General features: G+C 56.1%; 18 protein-coding genes. 17 read left to right on the top strand and 1 reads right to left on the bottom strand.

The window, feature by feature from the left end; genetic code table 11:
- Window positions 1-67: 67 nt before the first annotated feature.
- On the bottom strand, window positions 68-2,017 hold the full coding sequence (gene csrD, locus FKM52_RS03015; RefSeq protein WP_141174729.1) for an RNase E specificity factor CsrD: 1,950 nt from the start codon (window positions 2,015-2,017) through the stop codon (window positions 68-70).
- A 215-nt stretch (window positions 2,018-2,232) separates the two neighbouring features.
- Between csrD and acuI the strand changes: the two genes are divergently transcribed.
- The 17 genes from acuI to FKM52_RS02930 all read left to right on the top strand — a co-directional run bounded on the left by acuI (window position 2,233) and on the right by FKM52_RS02930 (window position 18,251).
- Window positions 2,233-3,216, top strand: a complete 984-nt coding sequence (gene acuI, locus FKM52_RS03010) for an acrylyl-CoA reductase (NADPH) (RefSeq protein WP_141174728.1) — start codon at window positions 2,233-2,235, stop codon at window positions 3,214-3,216.
- 116 nt (window positions 3,217-3,332) lie between these two features.
- Window positions 3,333-4,337 (top strand): protein-methionine-sulfoxide reductase catalytic subunit MsrP, encoded by a 1,005-nt coding sequence (gene msrP / locus FKM52_RS03005; RefSeq protein ID WP_141174727.1) that lies wholly within the window; start codon window positions 3,333-3,335, stop codon window positions 4,335-4,337.
- Window positions 4,338-4,943, top strand: coding sequence for a protein-methionine-sulfoxide reductase heme-binding subunit MsrQ (msrQ, locus tag FKM52_RS03000; protein ID WP_141174726.1), 606 nt, complete (start codon window positions 4,338-4,340; stop codon window positions 4,941-4,943).
- 237 nt (window positions 4,944-5,180) lie between these two features.
- A complete protein-coding gene (gene aroQ, locus FKM52_RS02995; protein WP_141174725.1) occupies window positions 5,181-5,633 on the top strand; it encodes a type II 3-dehydroquinate dehydratase in 453 nt (150 codons plus the stop codon).
- A 21-nt stretch (window positions 5,634-5,654) separates the two neighbouring features.
- On the top strand, window positions 5,655-6,125 hold the full coding sequence (accB, locus tag FKM52_RS02990) for an acetyl-CoA carboxylase biotin carboxyl carrier protein (protein WP_141174724.1): 471 nt from the start codon (window positions 5,655-5,657) through the stop codon (window positions 6,123-6,125).
- An 11-nt stretch (window positions 6,126-6,136) separates the two neighbouring features.
- Entirely contained in the window at window positions 6,137-7,486 is a 1,350-nt protein-coding gene (accC, locus tag FKM52_RS02985; RefSeq protein ID WP_141174723.1) for an acetyl-CoA carboxylase biotin carboxylase subunit, read from the top strand.
- A gap of 78 nt (window positions 7,487-7,564) precedes the next feature.
- Window positions 7,565-7,807, top strand: coding sequence for a YhdT family protein (locus FKM52_RS02980; protein WP_141175192.1), 243 nt, complete (start codon window positions 7,565-7,567; stop codon window positions 7,805-7,807).
- Window positions 7,797-9,245, top strand: a complete 1,449-nt coding sequence (gene panF, locus FKM52_RS02975; protein WP_141174722.1) for a sodium/pantothenate symporter — start codon at window positions 7,797-7,799, stop codon at window positions 9,243-9,245. The genes FKM52_RS02980 and panF overlap by 11 nt, the downstream gene beginning before the upstream one ends.
- A gap of 15 nt (window positions 9,246-9,260) precedes the next feature.
- Window positions 9,261-10,142 carry a 50S ribosomal protein L11 methyltransferase gene (prmA, locus tag FKM52_RS02970; RefSeq protein WP_141174721.1) on the top strand — a complete coding sequence of 294 codons (882 nt, stop codon included), beginning with the start codon at window positions 9,261-9,263 and terminating at the stop codon, window positions 10,140-10,142.
- A 178-nt stretch (window positions 10,143-10,320) separates the two neighbouring features.
- The gene (locus FKM52_RS02965) at window positions 10,321-11,055 is read left to right on the top strand and encodes a carbonic anhydrase (protein WP_141174720.1); all 735 of its coding nucleotides are present in this window, start codon (window positions 10,321-10,323) and stop codon (window positions 11,053-11,055) included.
- A gap of 292 nt (window positions 11,056-11,347) precedes the next feature.
- Window positions 11,348-12,313, top strand: a complete 966-nt coding sequence (gene dusB, locus FKM52_RS02960) for a tRNA dihydrouridine synthase DusB (RefSeq protein WP_141174719.1) — start codon at window positions 11,348-11,350, stop codon at window positions 12,311-12,313.
- 24 nt (window positions 12,314-12,337) lie between these two features.
- The gene (gene fis / locus FKM52_RS02955) at window positions 12,338-12,634 is read left to right on the top strand and encodes a DNA-binding transcriptional regulator Fis (RefSeq protein WP_000462905.1); all 297 of its coding nucleotides are present in this window, start codon (window positions 12,338-12,340) and stop codon (window positions 12,632-12,634) included.
- A 204-nt stretch (window positions 12,635-12,838) separates the two neighbouring features.
- Window positions 12,839-13,759, top strand: coding sequence for a kdo(2)-lipid IV(A) palmitoleoyltransferase (lpxP, locus tag FKM52_RS02950; RefSeq protein ID WP_141174718.1), 921 nt, complete (start codon window positions 12,839-12,841; stop codon window positions 13,757-13,759).
- A 340-nt stretch (window positions 13,760-14,099) separates the two neighbouring features.
- Complete coding sequence (locus FKM52_RS02945; protein WP_141174717.1) at window positions 14,100-15,125, top strand: amino acid ABC transporter substrate-binding protein; 1,026 nt, start codon at window positions 14,100-14,102, stop codon at window positions 15,123-15,125.
- A gap of 66 nt (window positions 15,126-15,191) precedes the next feature.
- Window positions 15,192-16,370 carry an amino acid ABC transporter permease gene (locus tag FKM52_RS02940; RefSeq protein WP_141174716.1) on the top strand — a complete coding sequence of 393 codons (1,179 nt, stop codon included), beginning with the start codon at window positions 15,192-15,194 and terminating at the stop codon, window positions 16,368-16,370.
- A gap of 11 nt (window positions 16,371-16,381) precedes the next feature.
- Entirely contained in the window at window positions 16,382-17,485 is a 1,104-nt protein-coding gene (locus FKM52_RS02935; RefSeq protein WP_141174715.1) for an amino acid ABC transporter permease, read from the top strand.
- A 10-nt stretch (window positions 17,486-17,495) separates the two neighbouring features.
- Window positions 17,496-18,251: an amino acid ABC transporter ATP-binding protein gene (locus FKM52_RS02930; protein ID WP_141174714.1), complete on the top strand. Its 756-nt coding sequence runs from the start codon at window positions 17,496-17,498 to the stop codon at window positions 18,249-18,251.
- The last annotated feature ends 144 nt before the right edge of the window (window positions 18,252-18,395 follow it).

Below are 18,395 nucleotides of genomic sequence, written 5' to 3'. Positions count from 1 at the left end.
ACGGCGGTTAACCGCCGTATCAGGCCGCCGGCTCCATAACCGCGCGTCATTATGGCAAATCATCCGATTAAACCCGAACTCTTTGCGAATATTTTTTTACGTTGCTGTCCACCAGCTGCGAGGTGGAAAAGAAGTCGCCCTGGCCGCCCGCTACGCCCAGCGTCGCCAGCGTTTGCCACTCTTCGCGCGTGCGTACGCCGGCGGCAAAAACCTGGGTCGGGGTCATTTTGCAGACTTCCAGCAAACTTTTTACAAACAGCTGGTTTTCGGTGCGCCGGTCGATATTGCGCACCAGTCCCGGATGCAGCTTGATAATTTCAACGCCCGCCAGCGTAATATAGGAGGTGCTGACCACCGTCAGCCCGGCCTGATTCACCGCCAGGCGACAGCCGAAACCTTTTAATAAACGCAGCGCCGGCTGCAACCGGTTGAAGTGTTGACACACTTCCGCCTCTGCAAGTTCAAATAAAAAACGCCGACGCTGCGATTTAGTACACTGCAGCAGGATATCGCGCAGCGCGCGCCGGAAGCCTGGCTGTAATAACGAGTCGATGGTGACGGGCACCGCCAGCGTCTCTTCCGGCCAGCGTAGCGACAGCTTCATGATGTGCTGCATCAGCTGGCGGTCATAGGCTTCCGCCAGCCCCATCTGCTGCACCAGCGGCATAAACTCCGCGGCCGGCAGCTCTTTCTCGCCGTCGAAAATCCGCGGCAGCAGTTCGCGATGATGCACGCGTCCGTTACGCTGCACCGCCGGTTTTTGATAAAGCCGCGGGCCGCCGCGCTTCAGGGTATGTTCCAGCAACGTGCGCCACTTAACGCTGCCGCGCCCGACGTCGCTGTCCGAGCCTTCACCGATAACCCAGGTGTTGCCCCCCTGCAGCGAGGCGTGACGGGTCGCCTGTTCCACGCTTTCCAGCACCTGCTGGGTCGTCTGCCCGCTGCGCCAGGCGCTGATGCCGATATGGATCATATTTTGCCGATCGATCGTCGGCGTCGGCGGTAAGGCGTCCACCGCCTTCACCAGCTGGGCGGCGATGCCGTCCGCCTCTTTCAGCGTGCGATGCGGCAGCAGCACCATAAAATCGCTGCGGAAGTAGCGCGCCAGCAGCGCGCCGGGATAACGCATCACGAAGGTAGAGAGCATGTTCACCAGCGAGAAGAGAAACTCCTGGATGGCGGCATGGCCCCAGCTCTCGCTCAGGCTGTCGAAATCCGGCAGGCGGATCATCATTACCACGCCGTGAGTGCCGACTTTCTCCTGATCCTCCAGCAGCGTCGCCAGCTGGTTATCAAAAAACAGCCGGTTATTCAGGCCGGTGGCGGCATCCTGTGCGGTAAAGGCGCGGATCAGCGTATCAATGCGGGTGCGCTGTTCCCCCGCCTCCTGCAAATCTTCCAGCAGCAGATCGAGCGCCATTGATGCTTTCTGCGGCCATTCATTAACGTTGCCGCGCCCGATACCGCGCCGCTCGCCGGCGATAATGCGTTCGGCGCGCCGCTCCAGGCCCTCCATCCCTTTCAGCTGCCGCCAGAGCCAGCGGTGCGTGGGCACCAGCAGCAGCATCATTACGCCGGCCACCAGCAGCATGATGATCAGGGTAGTAGAGCCAATAAAGGAGCGGAAGAACGTATCGGCGGGATCGAGCAGCTCAACGCGCACCATCCAGCCCTGCTGTTGTTGCAGAGGCAGATCGTAACGGCGGAAACGGTTAGGCGTGTCTTCCAGCAGCGGATGCTGATGGCGGGAGAGCTTCAGCGCCACGCTGTGCGGGCTGCGAATCTCCAGGCGTTCAATATCCAACAGCGGCATAATATGCCGCAGCCAGGGGGTAAGGCTGGCGGCCTCCTGCGTCAGCAGCGCCCGATCGACTTCGGTCGCCAGCGTCTGCACCTGATTTTCTACGCGCTCGCCGCGCAGCCAGAAAAAACTCAGCGCGCAGCCAGCAACCATTAAAACCAGTGCCAGAGTAATAAGTAGCGCGATAAACGATGACAGTTTGGTGGTTAATCGCATCCCTGTGCCTTTTTCACTGCGTTTATGACCACGCCGTTGGCCTACAGAGCGGTTTCCAGATAGTTAACGATCTGAAACTATCCGCACCGTCAGCGTTAAATAACCGCAGCTGCCCGCAGTTTATTTGCGGCTGGTCAGACGCTGCGCCCATTCGGCGAGTATAGTTGCCAGAGACCTTATGGTTACCATTGAAAATTAAATTTCAGGAGAATCTCATGCAGGCCCTACTGATTGAACAGTCTGACGGCGCTTATCAAACGGTATTGAGTGAAATTTCACCGCAACAGCTGCCGCCGGGTAACGTAACCGTGGATGTTAACTGGTCGAGCATCAACTATAAAGATGCACTGGCAATTACCGGTAAAGGAAAAATTATTCGCCAGTTTCCGATGGTGCCCGGCATCGATTTCGCCGGCAGGGTTCATCACAGCGAAGATCCGCGCTTTCACGTTGGCCAGCAGGTGCTGCTGACCGGCTTCGGCGTTGGCGAAACGCACTGGGGCGGCCTGGCGGAACAGGCGCGCGTCAACGGCGACTGGCTGGTGGCGCTGCCGGAAGGGCTGAGCGAACGTCAGGCGATGATCCTCGGCACTGCGGGTTTTACCGCCATGCTGTGCGTGATGGCGCTGGAGGATGGCGGCGTAACGCCCGATAAAGGCGAGATAGTGGTGACCGGCGCCAGCGGCGGCGTCGGCAGCACGGCGGTCGCTCTGCTGAGCGCGCTGGGCTATCGGGTAGCGGCAGTCAGCGGACGCGCCGGCAACGCTGACTATCTGCGCCAGCTGGGCGCGGCTCAGGTGCTGCCGCGCAGCGAATTCACGGCTGAAGGCCGTCCGCTGGAAAAACAGCGCTGGGCGGGGGCGATCGATACCGTAGGCGGCAACGTGCTGGCCAACGTGCTGGCGCAGGTAGAGTATTCCGGCGCCGTTGCCGCCTGCGGGCTGGCGGGCGGTTTTACGCTGCCGACCTCGGTAATGCCTTTTATCCTGCGCAACGTGCGCTTGCAGGGCGTTGATTCCGTACAGACGCCGGCGGCACGGCGTATCGAGGCCTGGAAACGCCTGGTTAAAACGATTCCGGCCAGCTTTTATCAGCAGGCCACCACCGAAATTTCCTTAAGCGAAGCGCCGGAAGCGGCGCGCCGGCTGCTGAACAATGAAGTAACCGGACGTACGCTGGTGAAAGTCAGCCAGGGCTAAGCCAGCCAGGAAATTTCATATTTTTGGGTAAAAAGTCGCGATATCGCGGCTTTTTATTTCATGCTTACTTATCTGCTCCCCGCGCTGACGCCGGGAACCTGCACAGGAGTAACGCCATGAAGCCCGTTAATAAACTCACCGAAGCGGACGTCACGCCCGAATCGATTTTTTATCAGCAGCGCCGCCAGGTGCTGAAAGCGCTGGGTTTAGGCGCGGCGGCATTGACGCTTCCCGGCGGCGCGCGCGCCGATCTGCTCTCCTGGTTTAAAGGCAACGATCGCCCTCCCGCCCCGGCGGACCGTCCGCTCGATTTCAGCAAGCCGGCCGCCTGGCAGGCGCCGCTGCCGCTGACCCCGGAAGATAAGGTCAGCGGCTATAACAACTTTTATGAGTTTGGCCTGGATAAAGCCGATCCCGCCGCCAACGCCGGCAGCCTGCAAACGGATAACTGGAAGGTGCGTATTGATGGCGAAGTGGCAAAACCGCTGACGCTGGATATGGATGACATCTTTAAACGCTTTCCTCAACAGCAACGTATTTATCGTATGCGCTGCGTCGAGGCGTGGTCGATGGTCATTCCCTGGGTCGGTTTTGAGCTGGGGCAGCTGTTAAAAGCGGCGGAGCCAACCAGCAACGCGCGCTACGTCGCGTTTCAGACGGTTTACGCGCCCGACCAGATGCCCGGCCAGAAAGATCGCTTTATCGGCGGCGGGCTGGACTACCCTTATGTTGAAGGGCTGCGGCTGGATGAGGCGATGCATCCGCTGACGCTGCTCTCCACCGGCGTCTACGGCAAAGCGCTGCCGCCGCAGAACGGCGCGCCGATCCGCCTGACGGTGCCATGGAAATATGGCTTTAAGGGCATAAAATCCATCGTCCATATCAAGCTGACGCGCGATCGTCCGCCAACCACCTGGAATCAGCTGGCGCCGGATGAGTATGGCTTTTTCGCCAATGTGAACCCGCACGTCGATCACCCGCGCTGGTCGCAGGCCAGCGAACGCTTTATCGGCAGCGGCGGCATTCTGGATGTGCAGCGCCAGCCGACGCTGCTGTTTAACGGCTACGGCGATCGGGTCGCCGCGCTTTATCGCGGGCTCGACTTACGGGAGAACTACTGAGTGCGCCTGACGCTAAAACAGATTACCGTTCTGAAGGTTCTGCTCCATCTGGCCGGGTCGCTGCCGCTGCTGTGGCTGATTTTCGCCGTGCTGCAGGGCAGCGGCCTGAGCGCCGATCCGGCAAAAGATATTCAGCATTTTACCGGCCGTATGGCGCTAAAGTTTTTGCTCGCTACGCTGCTGGTATCGCCGCTGGCGCGTTACGCCCGTCAGCCGCTGCTGATACGGGTACGGCGGCTGCTCGGCCTCTGGTGCTTCGCCTGGGCAACCCTGCACCTGACAAGCTATGCGCTGCTGGAGCTGGGCCTTTCTGATTTGCGCCTGCTGGGTTCGGAGCTGATCGCTCGCCCCTATCTTACGCTGGGCATTATCAGCTGGCTGATTCTGCTGGCGCTGGCGTTGACTTCGCTGCAAATAGCGCAGCGAAAGTTAGGCCGGCGCTGGCAACTACTGCACAACACCATCTATATAGTCGCGATTTTAGCGCCAATACATTATGTCTGGTCGGTTAAAACCCTCTCGCCGCAGCCGCTGATTTACGCCCTGTTCGCCCTTATTCTCCTTGCCTGGCGCTATAAAAAATTCTGGCGCTGGTTGGCAAAATAGCGGCACGATCTGTGCCGCAGCCCGCATATCTGCCGCATTAGGCTAAAACTTCGTTGTTATCAGGTTGATAAACTTCGCAGATAAGACCAGTATTTAGCTGCGAAAAGCAACGAACTAGATATAATGCCCGGCTTCAGTTGCAGCGACGCTTCATTTTTCGCCTCGATAAAGGTGACAAATGGCTTCTCACGAGGTATTTTACGCGATGCCTCGATTATTGCAGGAGATAGCAGCAAAATGGCGCATGATTTTCATATTCTGCTCTTGAACGGCCCCAACCTCAATTTACTGGGGACGCGGGAGCCGGAAAAGTATGGACATACCACGCTGACCGGGATCGTTGACGATCTGACATCGCAGGCCGGCGCGCTGAATGTGAAACTGAGCCATTTGCAGTCGAATGCAGAACACGTTCTGATTGAGCGTATTCACGAGGCGAGAGGCAATGTCGATTATATTGTCATTAATCCGGCGGCTTTTACTCATACCAGCGTGGCGCTACGCGATGCGCTGCTGGCGGTCGATATCCCTTTTATCGAGGTGCATATTACCAACGTACACGCCCGCGAGCCTTTTCGCCACCATTCCTGGCTTTCTGATATTGCTGCCGGCGTAATCTGTGGACTTGGCGTCGACGGTTACTCCTGGGCTTTACAAACGGCAGTAAAACGCCTGTCAAAATCAAATTAAATAGAGTACGGAACCACACTCATGGATATTCGTAAGATTAAAAAACTGATCGAACTGGTTGAAGAATCCGGTATCGCTGAACTTGAAATTTCCGAAGGCGAGGAATCCGTTCGCATCAGCCGCGCGCCTGCAGCTCCCGCTTATCCAATGATGCAGCAGGCCTATGCCGTTCCTGCGCCGCAGCAGCCTGCCCTGGCCAACGCCGTCGCGCCAGCCAGCGCGCCAGCGCTCGAAGCGCCTGCCGCAGCGGAGCTGAGCGGCCACATCGTTCGCTCTCCGATGGTCGGCACCTTCTATCGCACGCCAAGCCCGGACGCGAAAGCCTTTGTGGAAGTCGGTCAGAAAGTGAATATCGGCGATACCCTGTGCATCGTTGAAGCCATGAAGATGATGAACCAGATCGAAGCAGACAAGGCGGGCGTGGTTAAAGCTATCCTGGTCGAAAGCGGTCAACCTGTTGAGTTTGACGAGCCGCTGGTCGTCATCGAATAACGAGGCGCACCATGCTGGATAAAATTGTTATTGCCAACCGCGGTGAGATCGCGCTGCGCATTTTACGTGCCTGTAAAGAGCTGGGCATTAAAACCGTCGCGGTGCATTCCACGGCGGATCGCGATTTGAAACATGTGCTGCTGGCGGACGAAACGGTCTGTATCGGTCCGGCGCCGTCGGTAAAAAGCTACCTGAATATCCCGGCGTTGATCTCCGCAGCGGAAATCACCGGCGCGGTGGCGATCCATCCCGGCTACGGCTTTTTGTCGGAAAACGCCGACTTTGCCGAGCAGGTTGAGCGTTCCGGTTTTATTTTCATCGGCCCGCGCGCCGAAACCATCCGCCTGATGGGCGATAAGGTTTCAGCGATCAACGCGATGAAAAAAGCGGGCGTGCCTTGCGTGCCTGGCTCTGACGGCCCGCTGGGCGACGATATGGATAAGAACCGCGCCATTGCCAAACGCATCGGCTATCCGGTAATTATCAAAGCCTCCGGCGGCGGCGGCGGACGCGGTATGCGCGTAGTCCGCAGCGATAAAGAGCTGGAAAACTCCATCAGCATGACGCGGGCGGAAGCGAAAGCCGCTTTCAACAACGACATGGTCTACATGGAGAAATACCTGGAGAACCCGCGCCATATCGAGGTTCAGGTATTGGCGGACGGCCAGGGCAACGCCATCTATCTCGCCGAGCGTGACTGTTCAATGCAGCGCCGCCACCAGAAAGTGGTGGAAGAAGCGCCGGCGCCGGGCATCACCAGCGAAATGCGCCGCTATATCGGCGAACGCTGTACCCGCGCCTGCGTGGAAATCGGTTATCGCGGCGCCGGCACCTTCGAGTTTCTGTATGAAAACGGCGAGTTCTACTTTATTGAGATGAACACCCGTATTCAGGTAGAGCATCCGGTCACCGAAATGATTACCGGCGTGGACCTGATCAAAGAGCAGCTGCGTATTGCTGCCGGTCAGCCGCTCTCCATTAAGCAGGAAGAAGTAGTGGTGAAAGGCCACGCGGTAGAGTGCCGCATCAACGCGGAAGATCCCAACACCTTCCTGCCGAGTCCGGGCAAGATTACCCGCTTTCATGCGCCGGGCGGCTTTGGCGTGCGCTGGGAATCGCATATTTATGCCGGCTACAGCGTGCCGCCCTACTATGACTCCATGATTGGCAAACTGATCACCTACGGTGAAAACCGCGACGTGGCCATTGCCCGCATGAAAAACGCACTGGCTGAACTGATCATCGACGGCATCAAAACCAACGTTGAACTGCAGATGAAGATCATGTGCGATGAAAACTTCCAGCACGGTGGCACCAATATCCACTATCTGGAGAAGAAGCTGGGTCTGGTGGAAAAATAATTCTCCCGTTGCCCCATTTGAGGCCGGCTTGTCCGGCCTTTTCTCTTTCTGGTTTCGTTCATAATGAAAGGCACGATGATGGATGCGCGCTTTATTCAGGCACACCGCGAGGCCCGCTGGTCTTTCTGGCTGGCGGTAGCGTATCTGGCAGTATGGGCGCTCTGCGCCTGGCTGGGCGGCATGCAGCCGGGCATTACCGGGCTGCCGCGCTGGTTTGAACTCTCCTGTCTGTTTGCTCCGCTGCTGTTTATTTTTCTCTGCTGGCTGATGATTCGCATCTGCTTCCGCGAGATCCCGCTGGAGGACGATCGTGCAAGCTGAAGTGATTCTTCCTCTGCTGGGCTATCTGCTGCTGATCGCGGCGCTTTCCGTTTATGCGGTGCGCAAGCGTAGTCAGGGGCGCTTTCTTAATGAATATTTCCTCGGCGGACGCTCGATGGGCGGCTTTGTGTTGGCGATGACGCTGACCACCACCTATATCAGCGCCAGCTCGTTTATCGGCGGTCCGGGCGCGGCCTATAAATATGGCCTCGGCTGGGTATTGCTGTCGGTCATTCAGGTGCCTGCCGTCTGGCTGTCCCTGGGCGTTTTAGGCAAAAAATTCGCCATTCTGGCGCGGCGCTATAACGCGGTAACGCTCAACGATATGCTTTACGCCCGCTATCGCAGCACGCTGCTGGTCTGGCTGGCGAGCCTGAGCCTGCTGGTGGCTTTTGTCGGCGCGATGACGGTGCAGTTTATCGGCGGCGCCAGACTGCTGGAAACCGCCGCTGGCGTGCCCTACGATACCGGCCTGCTGATTTTCGGCACCACCATCGCGCTCTACACCGCCTTCGGCGGCTTTCGCGCCAGCGTGCTGAATGACGCCATGCAGGGTCTGGTGATGCTGGTGGGCACCTTTCTGCTGCTGTTTGCGGTGATTCATACCGCAGGCGGCATGCACGCCGCGGTCACAAAGCTACAGCAGATCGATCCGCGTCTGATTACGCCGCAGGGGGTGGACGACATAATTAATCCGACCTTCCTTGCCTCCTTTATCGTGCTGGTCTGCTTCGGCGTGATCGGCCTGCCGCATACCGCCGTGCGCTGTATCTCCTACAGGGACAGCAAAGCGGTGCATCGCGGCATCCTGCTCGGCACGATAGTGATGACCATTCTGGTGTTGGGGATGCATCTGGCGGGCGCGCTGGGGCGGGCGATTCTGCCCGATATCGCCATTCCCGATCGCGTGATCCCCTCGCTGATGCTGACCGTGCTGCCGCCGTTTGCCGCAGGCATTTTTCTCGCCGCGCCGATGGCCGCCATTATGTCCACCATTAACGCCCAGCTGCTGCAATCCTCCGCTACGATAGTGAAGGATCTCTATCTGCGTCTCTATCCGCAGCAGCTGCATAATGAGCAGCGCCTGCGCCGCCTCTCCGGGATGATTACCCTGCTGCTGGGCCTGCTGCTGCTGCTGGCGGCGTGGAACCCGCCCGATATGATTATCTGGCTTAATCTGCTGGCCTTCGGCGGCCTGGAAGCGGTGTTTCTCTGGCCGCTGGTGCTGGGGCTGTACTGGGAAAAAGCTAACGCCGCAGGCGCGCTGAGCGCGATGATTGTCGGCGCGGCATCTTATACTCTGCTGGCGGCGCTGCATCTGGAGCCAGGCGGCTTTCATCCGATTGTCCCCGCCCTGCTGTTAAGCCTGCTGGCGTTTATTATCGGTAATCTGTTTGGCCGTCCAGCCTCTGCTGCGGACGATGCCTCCACTGTATAAATAAAGAGAATTGCTATGCCCTGGATACAAATTAAGATCAATACTACCGGCGCGGATGCAGAAGCGCTGGGTGACCTGTTAATGGAACAGGGTGCCGTGTCGGTAACCTTCCAGGATACGCACGATACGCCGGTTTTTGAGCCGCTGCCGGGCGAGACGCGCCTGTGGGGCGATACCGACGCTATCGGCCTGTTCGATGCGGAAACGGATATGGCGGAGATCGTCAGCCTGCTGGAGCAGGATCCGCTGCTCGGACAGGGCTTTCGTCATAAGATCGAACAGATCGAGGATAAGGACTGGGAACGCGAATGGATGGAGAATTTTCATCCAATGCGCTTTGGTCAGCGGCTGTGGATCTGCCCCAGCTGGCGCGATGTGCCCGATCCCGATGCGGTGAACGTGATGCTCGATCCGGGTCTGGCCTTCGGTACCGGCACGCATCCCACCACCGCGCTCTGCCTGAGCTGGCTGGACGGCCTGGATCTGCAGGGCAAAACGGTGATCGATTTTGGCTGTGGTTCCGGCATCCTGGCTATCGCCGCGCTGAAGCTCGGCGCCGCTCAGGCAATCGGCATCGATATCGATCCGCAGGCGATCCAGGCCAGCCGTGACAATGCGCAGCGCAACGGCGTTGCCGATCGGCTGGCGCTCTATTTGCCCCACCAGCAGCCGGAAAATCTCAGCGCTGATGTGGTGGTGGCGAATATCCTCGCCGGCCCGCTGCGCGAGCTGGCGCCGCAGATTAGCGCGCTGCCGAAAAGCGGCGGATACCTGGGGCTTTCCGGTATTCTCGCCAGCCAGGCCGAAAGCGTATGTGAAGCCTATGCAGAACGCTTCGCGCTCGATCCGGTAGTGGAAAAAGAGGAGTGGTGCCGTATTACCGGCGTTTGCCGTTAACGTTCTCCATCCTGACGCGCGCTACGAGCCGCTATCGTAGCGCGCCATTTCCCTTTTCCGCTTTTCTATTAATTCAGGGACGATTATTTTTTGTACTATCCCTAACAATTAAGGCGTTATCGCTTTAATCACCAAGGCGCACAAGACGCCCGTACTAATCCAAATAAGGAATATCAGGATGCGAAATAAATCAACTGCACTACTGGGCTTGCTGCTGGCATGGACCACGTCAGCAGCCGCGGAAAATCACTGGTCATATGAAGGCCAGACCTCGCCTGAACACTGGGGCGAGCTCAATAAGCAATGGCAGGTCTGTAAAAACGGCAAGTATCAGTCGCCGATTGATATCAAAAACCCCGTGGCAGGCAATCTGCCGCCGTTAGAACTTAACTTTACCACTCATGCTAAAACCATCGTTAACAACGGGCACACTATCCAGATCGCCGTTGAAGATGAAGATGATTTCAAACTGGACGAGCAGCGCTGGGCGTTAAAGCAGTTCCATTTCCATTCGCCCAGCGAAAACCATATCAACGGGCAAAGCTTCCCGGTTGAGATCCATTTTGTCCATGCCAACAGTGAAGACGATCTGGCCGTTATTGCGGTAATGCTGGTGCCGGGGAAAGCCAATCCCGCGCTGGAAACCATTCTTAACGTACTGCCGCAGCAGGAGAATCAGGAAAAGCCGGTAAACCAGAAGTTCGCGCTGGAATCGCTTTTCCCGCAGGATAAGCACTATTATCGCTTCAGCGGCTCGCTCACTACGCCTCCCTGTAGCGAAGGCGTTATCTGGCTGGTGATGAAGCAGCCGGTGGAAGCGTCTGAAGCGCAGCTGAAGCGTTTTACTGAGGCGCTGCGCCACTCCAATAACCGTCCGCTGCAGCCGCTGAACGGTCGACAAATCGTCCACTAACGGCAGTTCTCTGCCTTCACAGGCGCGTGAATACCGACGTATGCCCGGTTTTGCGCGTCTGAAAGTACCTTTTAGAGTGCGGCAACGATCACAAATTAAGAAAAATCTTTGCTCACAATTTCAGCTTATATTTTTAATTGTTTGTTTTATAAGAAAATTATTTTATTGAACGAACAGTAGCCTACATTTCCATGATTTTTACCCGCTGATTGTTCAAAGTTTGGCCTTTCATCTTCGGTAAAAAATGCGTAATATACGCCGCCTTGCGAGTAGATATGGTCACTTCTTTTTCATGCGCATAGGACAACACCAGCTCCGTAACCGATTGATAGCCGCTCCGATGGCCGGTATTACCGACAGGCCTTTCAGAACGCTCTGCTATCAGATGGGAGCCGGAATGACCGTTTCTGAGATGATGTCGTCGAACCCGGAGGTTTGGGCCAGCGATAAATCTCGTTTGCGTATGGTATACAGTGACGAGCCCGGAATTCGCGCCGTGCAGATTGCCGGTTGCGATCCTGATGATATGGCCGAAGCGGCGCGCATTAACGTAGCGTCCGGCGCGCAGGTTATTGATATCAACATGGGCTGCCCGGCAAAGAAGGTGAATCGTAAGATGGCCGGCTCCGCACTGCTGCAGTATCCCGACGTGGTGAAAAGTATTCTTACCGCGGTGGTGAATGCCGTAGAGGTACCGGTGACCTTAAAGATACGTACCGGCTGGGATAAAGAAAATCGTAATTGCACTGAAATTGCCCAATTGGCTGAACGTTGTGGTATCCAGGCCCTGACCATTCATGGACGTACCCGCGCCTGTTTGTTCAACGGCAATGCTGAATACGACAGCATTCGGACAGTTAAGCAGAACGTTTCCATTCCGGTTATCGCGAACGGAGACATTACTGACCCGCACAAGGCCAGGGCGGTGCTCGACTATACGGGGGCTGATGCCCTGATGATAGGCCGTGCCGCTCAGGGAAGACCGTGGATCTTCCGGGAAATCCAGCATTATCTGGACACTGGGGAGTTGCTCCCACCCATGCCGCTGGCAGAAGTGAAGCGCTTGCTCATCGCGCATATACGGGAACTGCACGACTTTTACGGTCACGGCAAGGGATACCGTATTGCACGAAAACACGTCTCCTGGTATCTCCAGGAGCACGCCCCGAACGACCAGTTTCGGCGCACATTCAACGCCATAGAGGATGCCAGCGAACAGCTGGAGGCGTTGGAGGCATACTTCGAAAAACTTGCGTAAACGAAATAAAGAGCTGACAGAACTATGTTCGAACAACGCGTAAATTCTGACGTACTGACCGTTTCTACCGTTAACTCACAGGATCAGGTAACGCAAAAGCCGCTGCGTGATTCGGTAAAACAGGCACTGAAGAACTATTTTGCTCAACTGAATGGTCAGGATGTGAATGACCTGTATGAGCTGGTACTGGCTGAAGTAGAGCAGCCTCTGTTGGACATGGTGATGCAATATACCCGTGGCAACCAGACCCGTGCAGCCCTGATGATGGGCATCAACCGCGGTACGCTGCGTAAGAAACTGAAAAAATACGGTATGAACTAATCCTCACCGCCGTAAAAAAGGCGCTCCTTCGGGATGCGCCTTTTTTAATGGCTGGATCTTAATTTTTATAGCTTTTTTGTAAAGTTAGGTTTTCCTGCCCAACTTCTCCGCCCTACCGCTGTCTGAGAATCTGTACCGCGATTGATTGAAACCCGCTTGACATCATTATGCGCTACATCCTTCTTTATTGCATAAGTGAGAGTCATGAAATCATCGCCACAATTTAGTATCGCTCTGCTGCATCCCCGCTATTGGTTGAACTGGTTCGGTCTTATCGTTTTATTCCTGCTGGTACAGCTTCCCTTCCCGGTAATCGAACGTCTGGGCGTCTGGCTGGGGCGTACCTCAATGCGTTTTCTGCCGCGGCGGGTACGTATCACGCGCCGTAACCTTGAACTCTGTTTTCCGGATCTCAGCTCTTACGAACTGGAGCAGCGCATCGTACATAATTTTGAATCATTGGGCATGGGCCTGATGGAAACCGGCATGGCCTGGTTCTGGCCGGACAGCCGCGTCAAACGCTGGTTTACCGTTAACGGCCTGCATAATCTGCAGGCGGCACAGCAAAACAAGCGCGGCGCGCTGATTATCGGCGTGCATTTTATGTCGCTGGAGCTGGGCGGGCGTACTATGGGGCTGTGTCAGCCGATGATGGCGATGTACCGTCCCCACAACAGTAAGCTGATGGAGTGGGTACAAACGAAAGGCCGCACCCGCTCAAATAAAGCGATGATCGATCGGCGCGATCTGCGCGGTATGGTAAAAGCCCTGAAGCAGGGCGAAGCGGTATGGTTTGCTCCGGATCAGGACTACGGCCCAAAAGGCAGCGTGTTCGCTCCGCTGTTTGCCGTACCTCAGGCGGCGACTACCAGCGGCACCTTTATGCTGGCCCGTCTGGCGCGCCCGGCAATGATTACCGTGGTGCTGATTCGTAAAGAGCGCGGCCAGGGCTATGAGCTGGTGATTCAGCCACAGCTGGAAGATTATCCGCTGGACGATGAGCAGGCCGCCGCCGCCTATATGAATAAAATTATCGAGCGGGAAATCCTGCGTGCGCCCAGCCAGTATTTATGGCTGCACCGCCGCTTTAAAACGCGCCCGACCGGCGCCGCCTCGCTTTATTAAGCCGGCTTCCCTGCCCGCCCGTCCGTTGCCGAACCGACGGGCTTTTTTTCGCCCTGACATCGCTGCACTTAACGCGCGCCAGCTCACATTGTCGCAATGGAAAAAATCGCATTGCACACTTTGTGATCGCGTCGACTTACGCTGCATCATACTGGTGCGCGATAGTAGCCAAACTATCCAGTTACCTTAAGTTATTACTACTCTCTTCCCCTAATTCAGGAATCTACCACTCTGGCACCTTCTTTGCAGAGTGATGGATGGCTGACCGCCGCAGACAGGAAAAGCGCATCTCCGCGCGCTCGTCACACAACAATAACGCCCATGCCACACAGGATAATGTATGAATAAGAAGATGCTTTCCGCTTTGGTAACCGTCGCGTCGCTGTTCGCTGTGGCGAACCAGGCCCATGCCGGAACAACGCTTGATGCAATTAAGAAGAAAGGTTTTGTACAGTGCGGCATTAGCGACGGCCTGCCGGGTTTCTCCTACGCCGACGCTAACGGGAAATTTACCGGCCTTGACGTGGATATCTGCCAGGCTACCGCAGCCGCGATTTTTGGCGATGCCGCTAAGGTTAAGTACACGCCGCTGACGGCCAAAGAGCGCTTTACCGCGTTACAGTCTGGCGAAGTCGATATTTTGTCACGTAACACCACCTGGACCTCGTCACGCGATGGCGGTATGGGCTTTCTGTTTGCCGGCGTGAACTACTATGACGGCATCGGTTTCCTTACCCATAACAAAGCGGGCCTGAAAAGCGCGAAAGAGCTGGACGGCGCCACCGTTTGCATTCAGGCAGGCACCGATACCGAACTGAACGTGGCGGACTATTTTAAAGCCAATAAGATGCAGTATACCCCGGTCACCTTTGATCGTTCGGATGAGTCAGCCAAAGCGCTTGATAGCGGACGCTGCGATACGCTCGCCTCTGACCAGTCACAGCTTTACGCGCTGCGTATTAAGTTAGGCAGGCCTGATGAGTTTATTGTACTGCCGGAAGTTATTTCAAAAGAGCCGCTGGGGCCGCTGGTACGTCGCGGCGACGATGAGTGGTTTACTATCGTGAAATGGTCTTTCTACGCCATGCTGAATGCTGAAGAGATGGGCGTCAGCTCCAAAAACGTAGACCAGATGGCAGCTAAGCCGACTACGCCTGATATGGCCCATCTGCTGGGCGCTGAAGGCGATTTCGGTAAGGATTTAAAGCTGAATAACAAATGGGCCTATAACATCATCAAGCAGGTCGGCAACTATCAGGAGAGTTTCGATCGCAACGTAGGTAAAGACAGCCCGCTGAAAATTTCTCGCGGCCAGAATGCGCTATGGAAAGATGGCGGCATTCAGTACGCGCCGCCCGTGCGCTAATCCCCGTGATTACACCGGGCGCCGGCTGCGGCGCCCACGCCGGTATTCTCGTCACCGAGGTTTATCATGCTGCAACCTTCAGGCATGAAAAGGGATTTTTCATTCTCAAATCCGGCGGTTCGCGCCTGGCTTTATCAGATTATCGCGGTCGTAATCCTGTTAGCCGCAGTGGGCTATCTTATCCATAATAGCGTGGTCAACCTGGCAAACCGCGGCATCACTTCCGGCTTTGGTTTTCTGGAACGCAACGCTGGCTTTGGTATTGTGCAGCATCTTATCGACTACACGGAAGGCGATACCTACGCCCGCGTCTTTCTGGTGGGGTTAACCAATACGCTGCTGGTTTCTGCCCTCTGTATTCTGTTCGCTTCGGTGCTGGGTCTGTTTATCGGCCTGGCGCGCCTCTCTGATAACTGGCTGCTGCGTAAAATTTCCACGGTCTATATCGAGATCTTCCGTAACATTCCACCGCTGCTACAGATTTTCTTCTGGTATTTCGCCGTTCTGCGTAATCTGCCAGGCCCGCGCCAGGCCATCAGCGCGTTCGATCTGGCATTTATCAGTAATCGTGGGCTCTATATTCCCTGGCCGGAATATAGCGCGGGAAGCGTACCTTTTATTATCGCGCTGCTGCTGGCGATCGCTCTCTCCGTTGCGCTGTTGCGCTATCACCGTTATTACCAGCTGAAAACCGGGCGGCTACGCCGTAGCTGGCCCGCCGCCCTGGCGATGCTGCTGCTGTTTCCCGCCATCGCACACCTGCTGTTCGGCGCGGCAATGCACTGGGATGTTCCCACCCTGCGCGGTTTTAACTTTCGCGGCGGCTTCGCGCTGATACCTGAGCTGGCAGCGCTAACGCTGGCGCTTTCGGTTTATACCTCTTCATTTATCGCTGAGGTTATTCGCTCCGGCATTCAGTCGGTACCGCACGGTCAGCATGAGGCGGCAATGTCGCTGGGGCTACCAGGGCCGGTAACGCTGCGCCAGGTGATCATTCCGCAGGCGATGCGGGTGATCGTGCCACCGCTAACCAGTCAGTATCTGAATATCGTTAAAAACTCTTCGCTGGCCGCCGCTATCGGCTACCCCGATATGGTATCGCTGTTTGCCGGAACGGTGCTGAATCAAACCGGCCAGGCGATTGAAACTATTGCCATTACTATGGCGGTCTACCTGACGATTAGCCTGCTGATTTCTCTGCTAATGAATATTTACAACCGCAAAATCGCGCTGGTTGAGCGTTAAAAGGACGCAATATGACAACAGCCACCACTGATAATCTCTCTCCGGCAGCGACCGGGGCGCCGATACGCATTGCCCGCTGGATGCGCAAGAATCTTTTTTCCAGCTGGTTTAATACTTTGCTTACCTTGCTGTGCCTGTGGCTGTTCTGGCAGACGATTCCGCCAGCGCTGAACTGGCTGATTTTTCAGGCGAACTGGCTGGGCGACAGTCGGGCCGACTGCACCAAAGAGGGAGCCTGCTGGGTATTTATTCATGCGCGCTTTGGTCAGTTTATGTATGGCCTCTATCCGTATGAACTACGCTGGCGCATTAATCTGGCGCTGATCGTCGGCTTGCTTTCGCTTATCCCAATGTTTATCCGCCAGCTGCCCCGGCGCGGACGCTATATCGCCGCCTGGGCCGTTATCTATCCGCTGTTCGTCTGGCTGATGCTCTACGGTGGGCTGTTTGGGCTGGAGCGCGTTGAAACCCGGCAGTGGGGCGGTTTAACTCTCACGCTGATCATTGCGGCAGTGGGCATCGCCGGCGCGCTGCCGTTAGGCATTTTGCTGGCGCTGGGCCGACGCTCTTCCATGCCGATAGTCAGAACGCTGGCAACGATTTTTATTGAGTTCTGGCGCGGGGTGCCGCTGATTACCGTTTTATTTATGTCATCGGTGATGCTGCCGCTGTTTATGGCGGAAGGCACCAGCATTGATAAGCTGGTCAGGGCGCTGACGGGCATTATTTTGTTCCAGTCCGCCTATGTCGCTGAAGTGGTCAGAGGCGGTCTGCAGGCGCTGCCAAAAGGGCAAACCGAGGCGGCGGAATCGCTGGCGTTAGGCTACTGGAAAACCCAGCTGCTGGTGATCCTGCCGCAGGCGCTGAAGCTCACGATTCCCGGACTGGTTAATACCATCATTGCGCTGTTCAAAGATACCAGCCTGGTGATCATCATTGGTCTGTTCGATCTCTTCAGCAGCGTGCAGCAGGCCACCGTCGATCCTGAGTGGCTGGGGATGTCGACGGAAGGCTACGTATTCGCCGCGCTGATCTACTGGATCTTCTGTTTCAGCATGTCGCGCTATAGCCACTATCTGGAAAAGCGTTTTCACACCGGGCGTAAATCTTATTAAGGATCTCATTATGTCATCCACAACGCACAGCACCGAAGCGATGATCACGCTCGAAAACGTGAATAAATGGTACGGTCAGTTTCACGTGCTGAAGAATATTAACCTGACGGTCAAACCGCGTGAACGCATTGTGCTATGCGGTCCGTCCGGCTCAGGGAAGTCGACCACGATACGCTGTATTAACCATCTGGAAGAACATCAGCAAGGGCGCATCGTCGTTGACGGCATTCACCTGAATGAGGACTTGCGCAATATAGAGAAAGTACGCACGGAAGTGGGGATGGTCTTTCAGCATTTTAATCTGTTCCCCCACCTGACCGTGCTGCAAAACTGCACGCTGGCGCCGCTTTGGGTGCGTAAAATCGCCAGAAAGGAAGCGGAAGCGCTCGCGATGCACTATCTACAGCGGGTGCGTATTGCTGAACACGCGCATAAGTTCCCAGGACAGCTTTCTGGCGGTCAACAACAGCGCGTGGCCATTGCCCGTTCACTCTGTATGAAACCGAAAATTATGCTATTCGATGAGCCGACGTCTGCGCTCGATCCTGAAATGGTTAAAGAAGTGCTGGATACAATGATTGGCCTGGCTGAAGATGGCATGACAATGCTTTGCGTTACCCATGAAATGGGTTTCGCCCGCACCGTAGCCGACCGGGTGATATTTATGGATAGCGGAGAGATCGTCGAACAGGCGCCGCCGGAAGAGTTCTTTGCACATCCGCAATCGGAGCGTACGCGCAAATTTCTGTCACAGATTATACATTAGCCGCTGGCTGCTCCGGCGGGCGCCGGGGCGGTTCAGGTTTATTACCGCTCATATAAAGCGTTGATAAATTTATGCGCCGGAAACGAAAAAGCCTCAGCTTTCGCTGAGGCTCTGTCGTTGTTTTGATGCCTGGCAGTTCCCTAC

Source organism: Mixta tenebrionis, from assembly GCF_006517625.1.
GTDB classification, from domain to species: domain Bacteria; phylum Pseudomonadota; class Gammaproteobacteria; order Enterobacterales; family Enterobacteriaceae; genus Mixta; species Mixta tenebrionis.
This window is presented reverse-complemented; position numbering and strand designations above follow the sequence as displayed.

Excerpts from the sequence above, each read along its gene's own strand:
- csrD (WP_141174729.1), bottom strand. The coding sequence starts at position 2,017 with ATGCGATTAACCACCAAACTGTCATCGTTTATCGCGCTACTTATTACT.
- acuI (WP_141174728.1), top strand. The coding sequence starts at position 2,233 with ATGCAGGCCCTACTGATTGAACAGTCTGACGGCGCTTATCAAACGGTA.
- msrP (WP_141174727.1), top strand. The coding sequence starts at position 3,333 with ATGAAGCCCGTTAATAAACTCACCGAAGCGGACGTCACGCCCGAATCG.
- aroQ (WP_141174725.1), top strand. The coding sequence starts at position 5,181 with ATGGCGCATGATTTTCATATTCTGCTCTTGAACGGCCCCAACCTCAAT.
- accB (WP_141174724.1), top strand. The coding sequence starts at position 5,655 with ATGGATATTCGTAAGATTAAAAAACTGATCGAACTGGTTGAAGAATCC.
- accC (WP_141174723.1), top strand. The coding sequence starts at position 6,137 with ATGCTGGATAAAATTGTTATTGCCAACCGCGGTGAGATCGCGCTGCGC.
- FKM52_RS02980 (WP_141175192.1), top strand. The coding sequence starts at position 7,565 with ATGGATGCGCGCTTTATTCAGGCACACCGCGAGGCCCGCTGGTCTTTC.
- prmA (WP_141174721.1), top strand. The coding sequence starts at position 9,261 with ATGCCCTGGATACAAATTAAGATCAATACTACCGGCGCGGATGCAGAA.
- FKM52_RS02965 (WP_141174720.1), top strand. The coding sequence starts at position 10,321 with ATGCGAAATAAATCAACTGCACTACTGGGCTTGCTGCTGGCATGGACC.
- dusB (WP_141174719.1), top strand. The coding sequence starts at position 11,348 with ATGCGCATAGGACAACACCAGCTCCGTAACCGATTGATAGCCGCTCCG.
- fis (WP_000462905.1), top strand. The coding sequence starts at position 12,338 with ATGTTCGAACAACGCGTAAATTCTGACGTACTGACCGTTTCTACCGTT.
- lpxP (WP_141174718.1), top strand. The coding sequence starts at position 12,839 with ATGAAATCATCGCCACAATTTAGTATCGCTCTGCTGCATCCCCGCTAT.
- FKM52_RS02945 (WP_141174717.1), top strand. The coding sequence starts at position 14,100 with ATGAATAAGAAGATGCTTTCCGCTTTGGTAACCGTCGCGTCGCTGTTC.
- FKM52_RS02940 (WP_141174716.1), top strand. The coding sequence starts at position 15,192 with ATGCTGCAACCTTCAGGCATGAAAAGGGATTTTTCATTCTCAAATCCG.
- FKM52_RS02935 (WP_141174715.1), top strand. The coding sequence starts at position 16,382 with ATGACAACAGCCACCACTGATAATCTCTCTCCGGCAGCGACCGGGGCG.
- FKM52_RS02930 (WP_141174714.1), top strand. The coding sequence starts at position 17,496 with ATGTCATCCACAACGCACAGCACCGAAGCGATGATCACGCTCGAAAAC.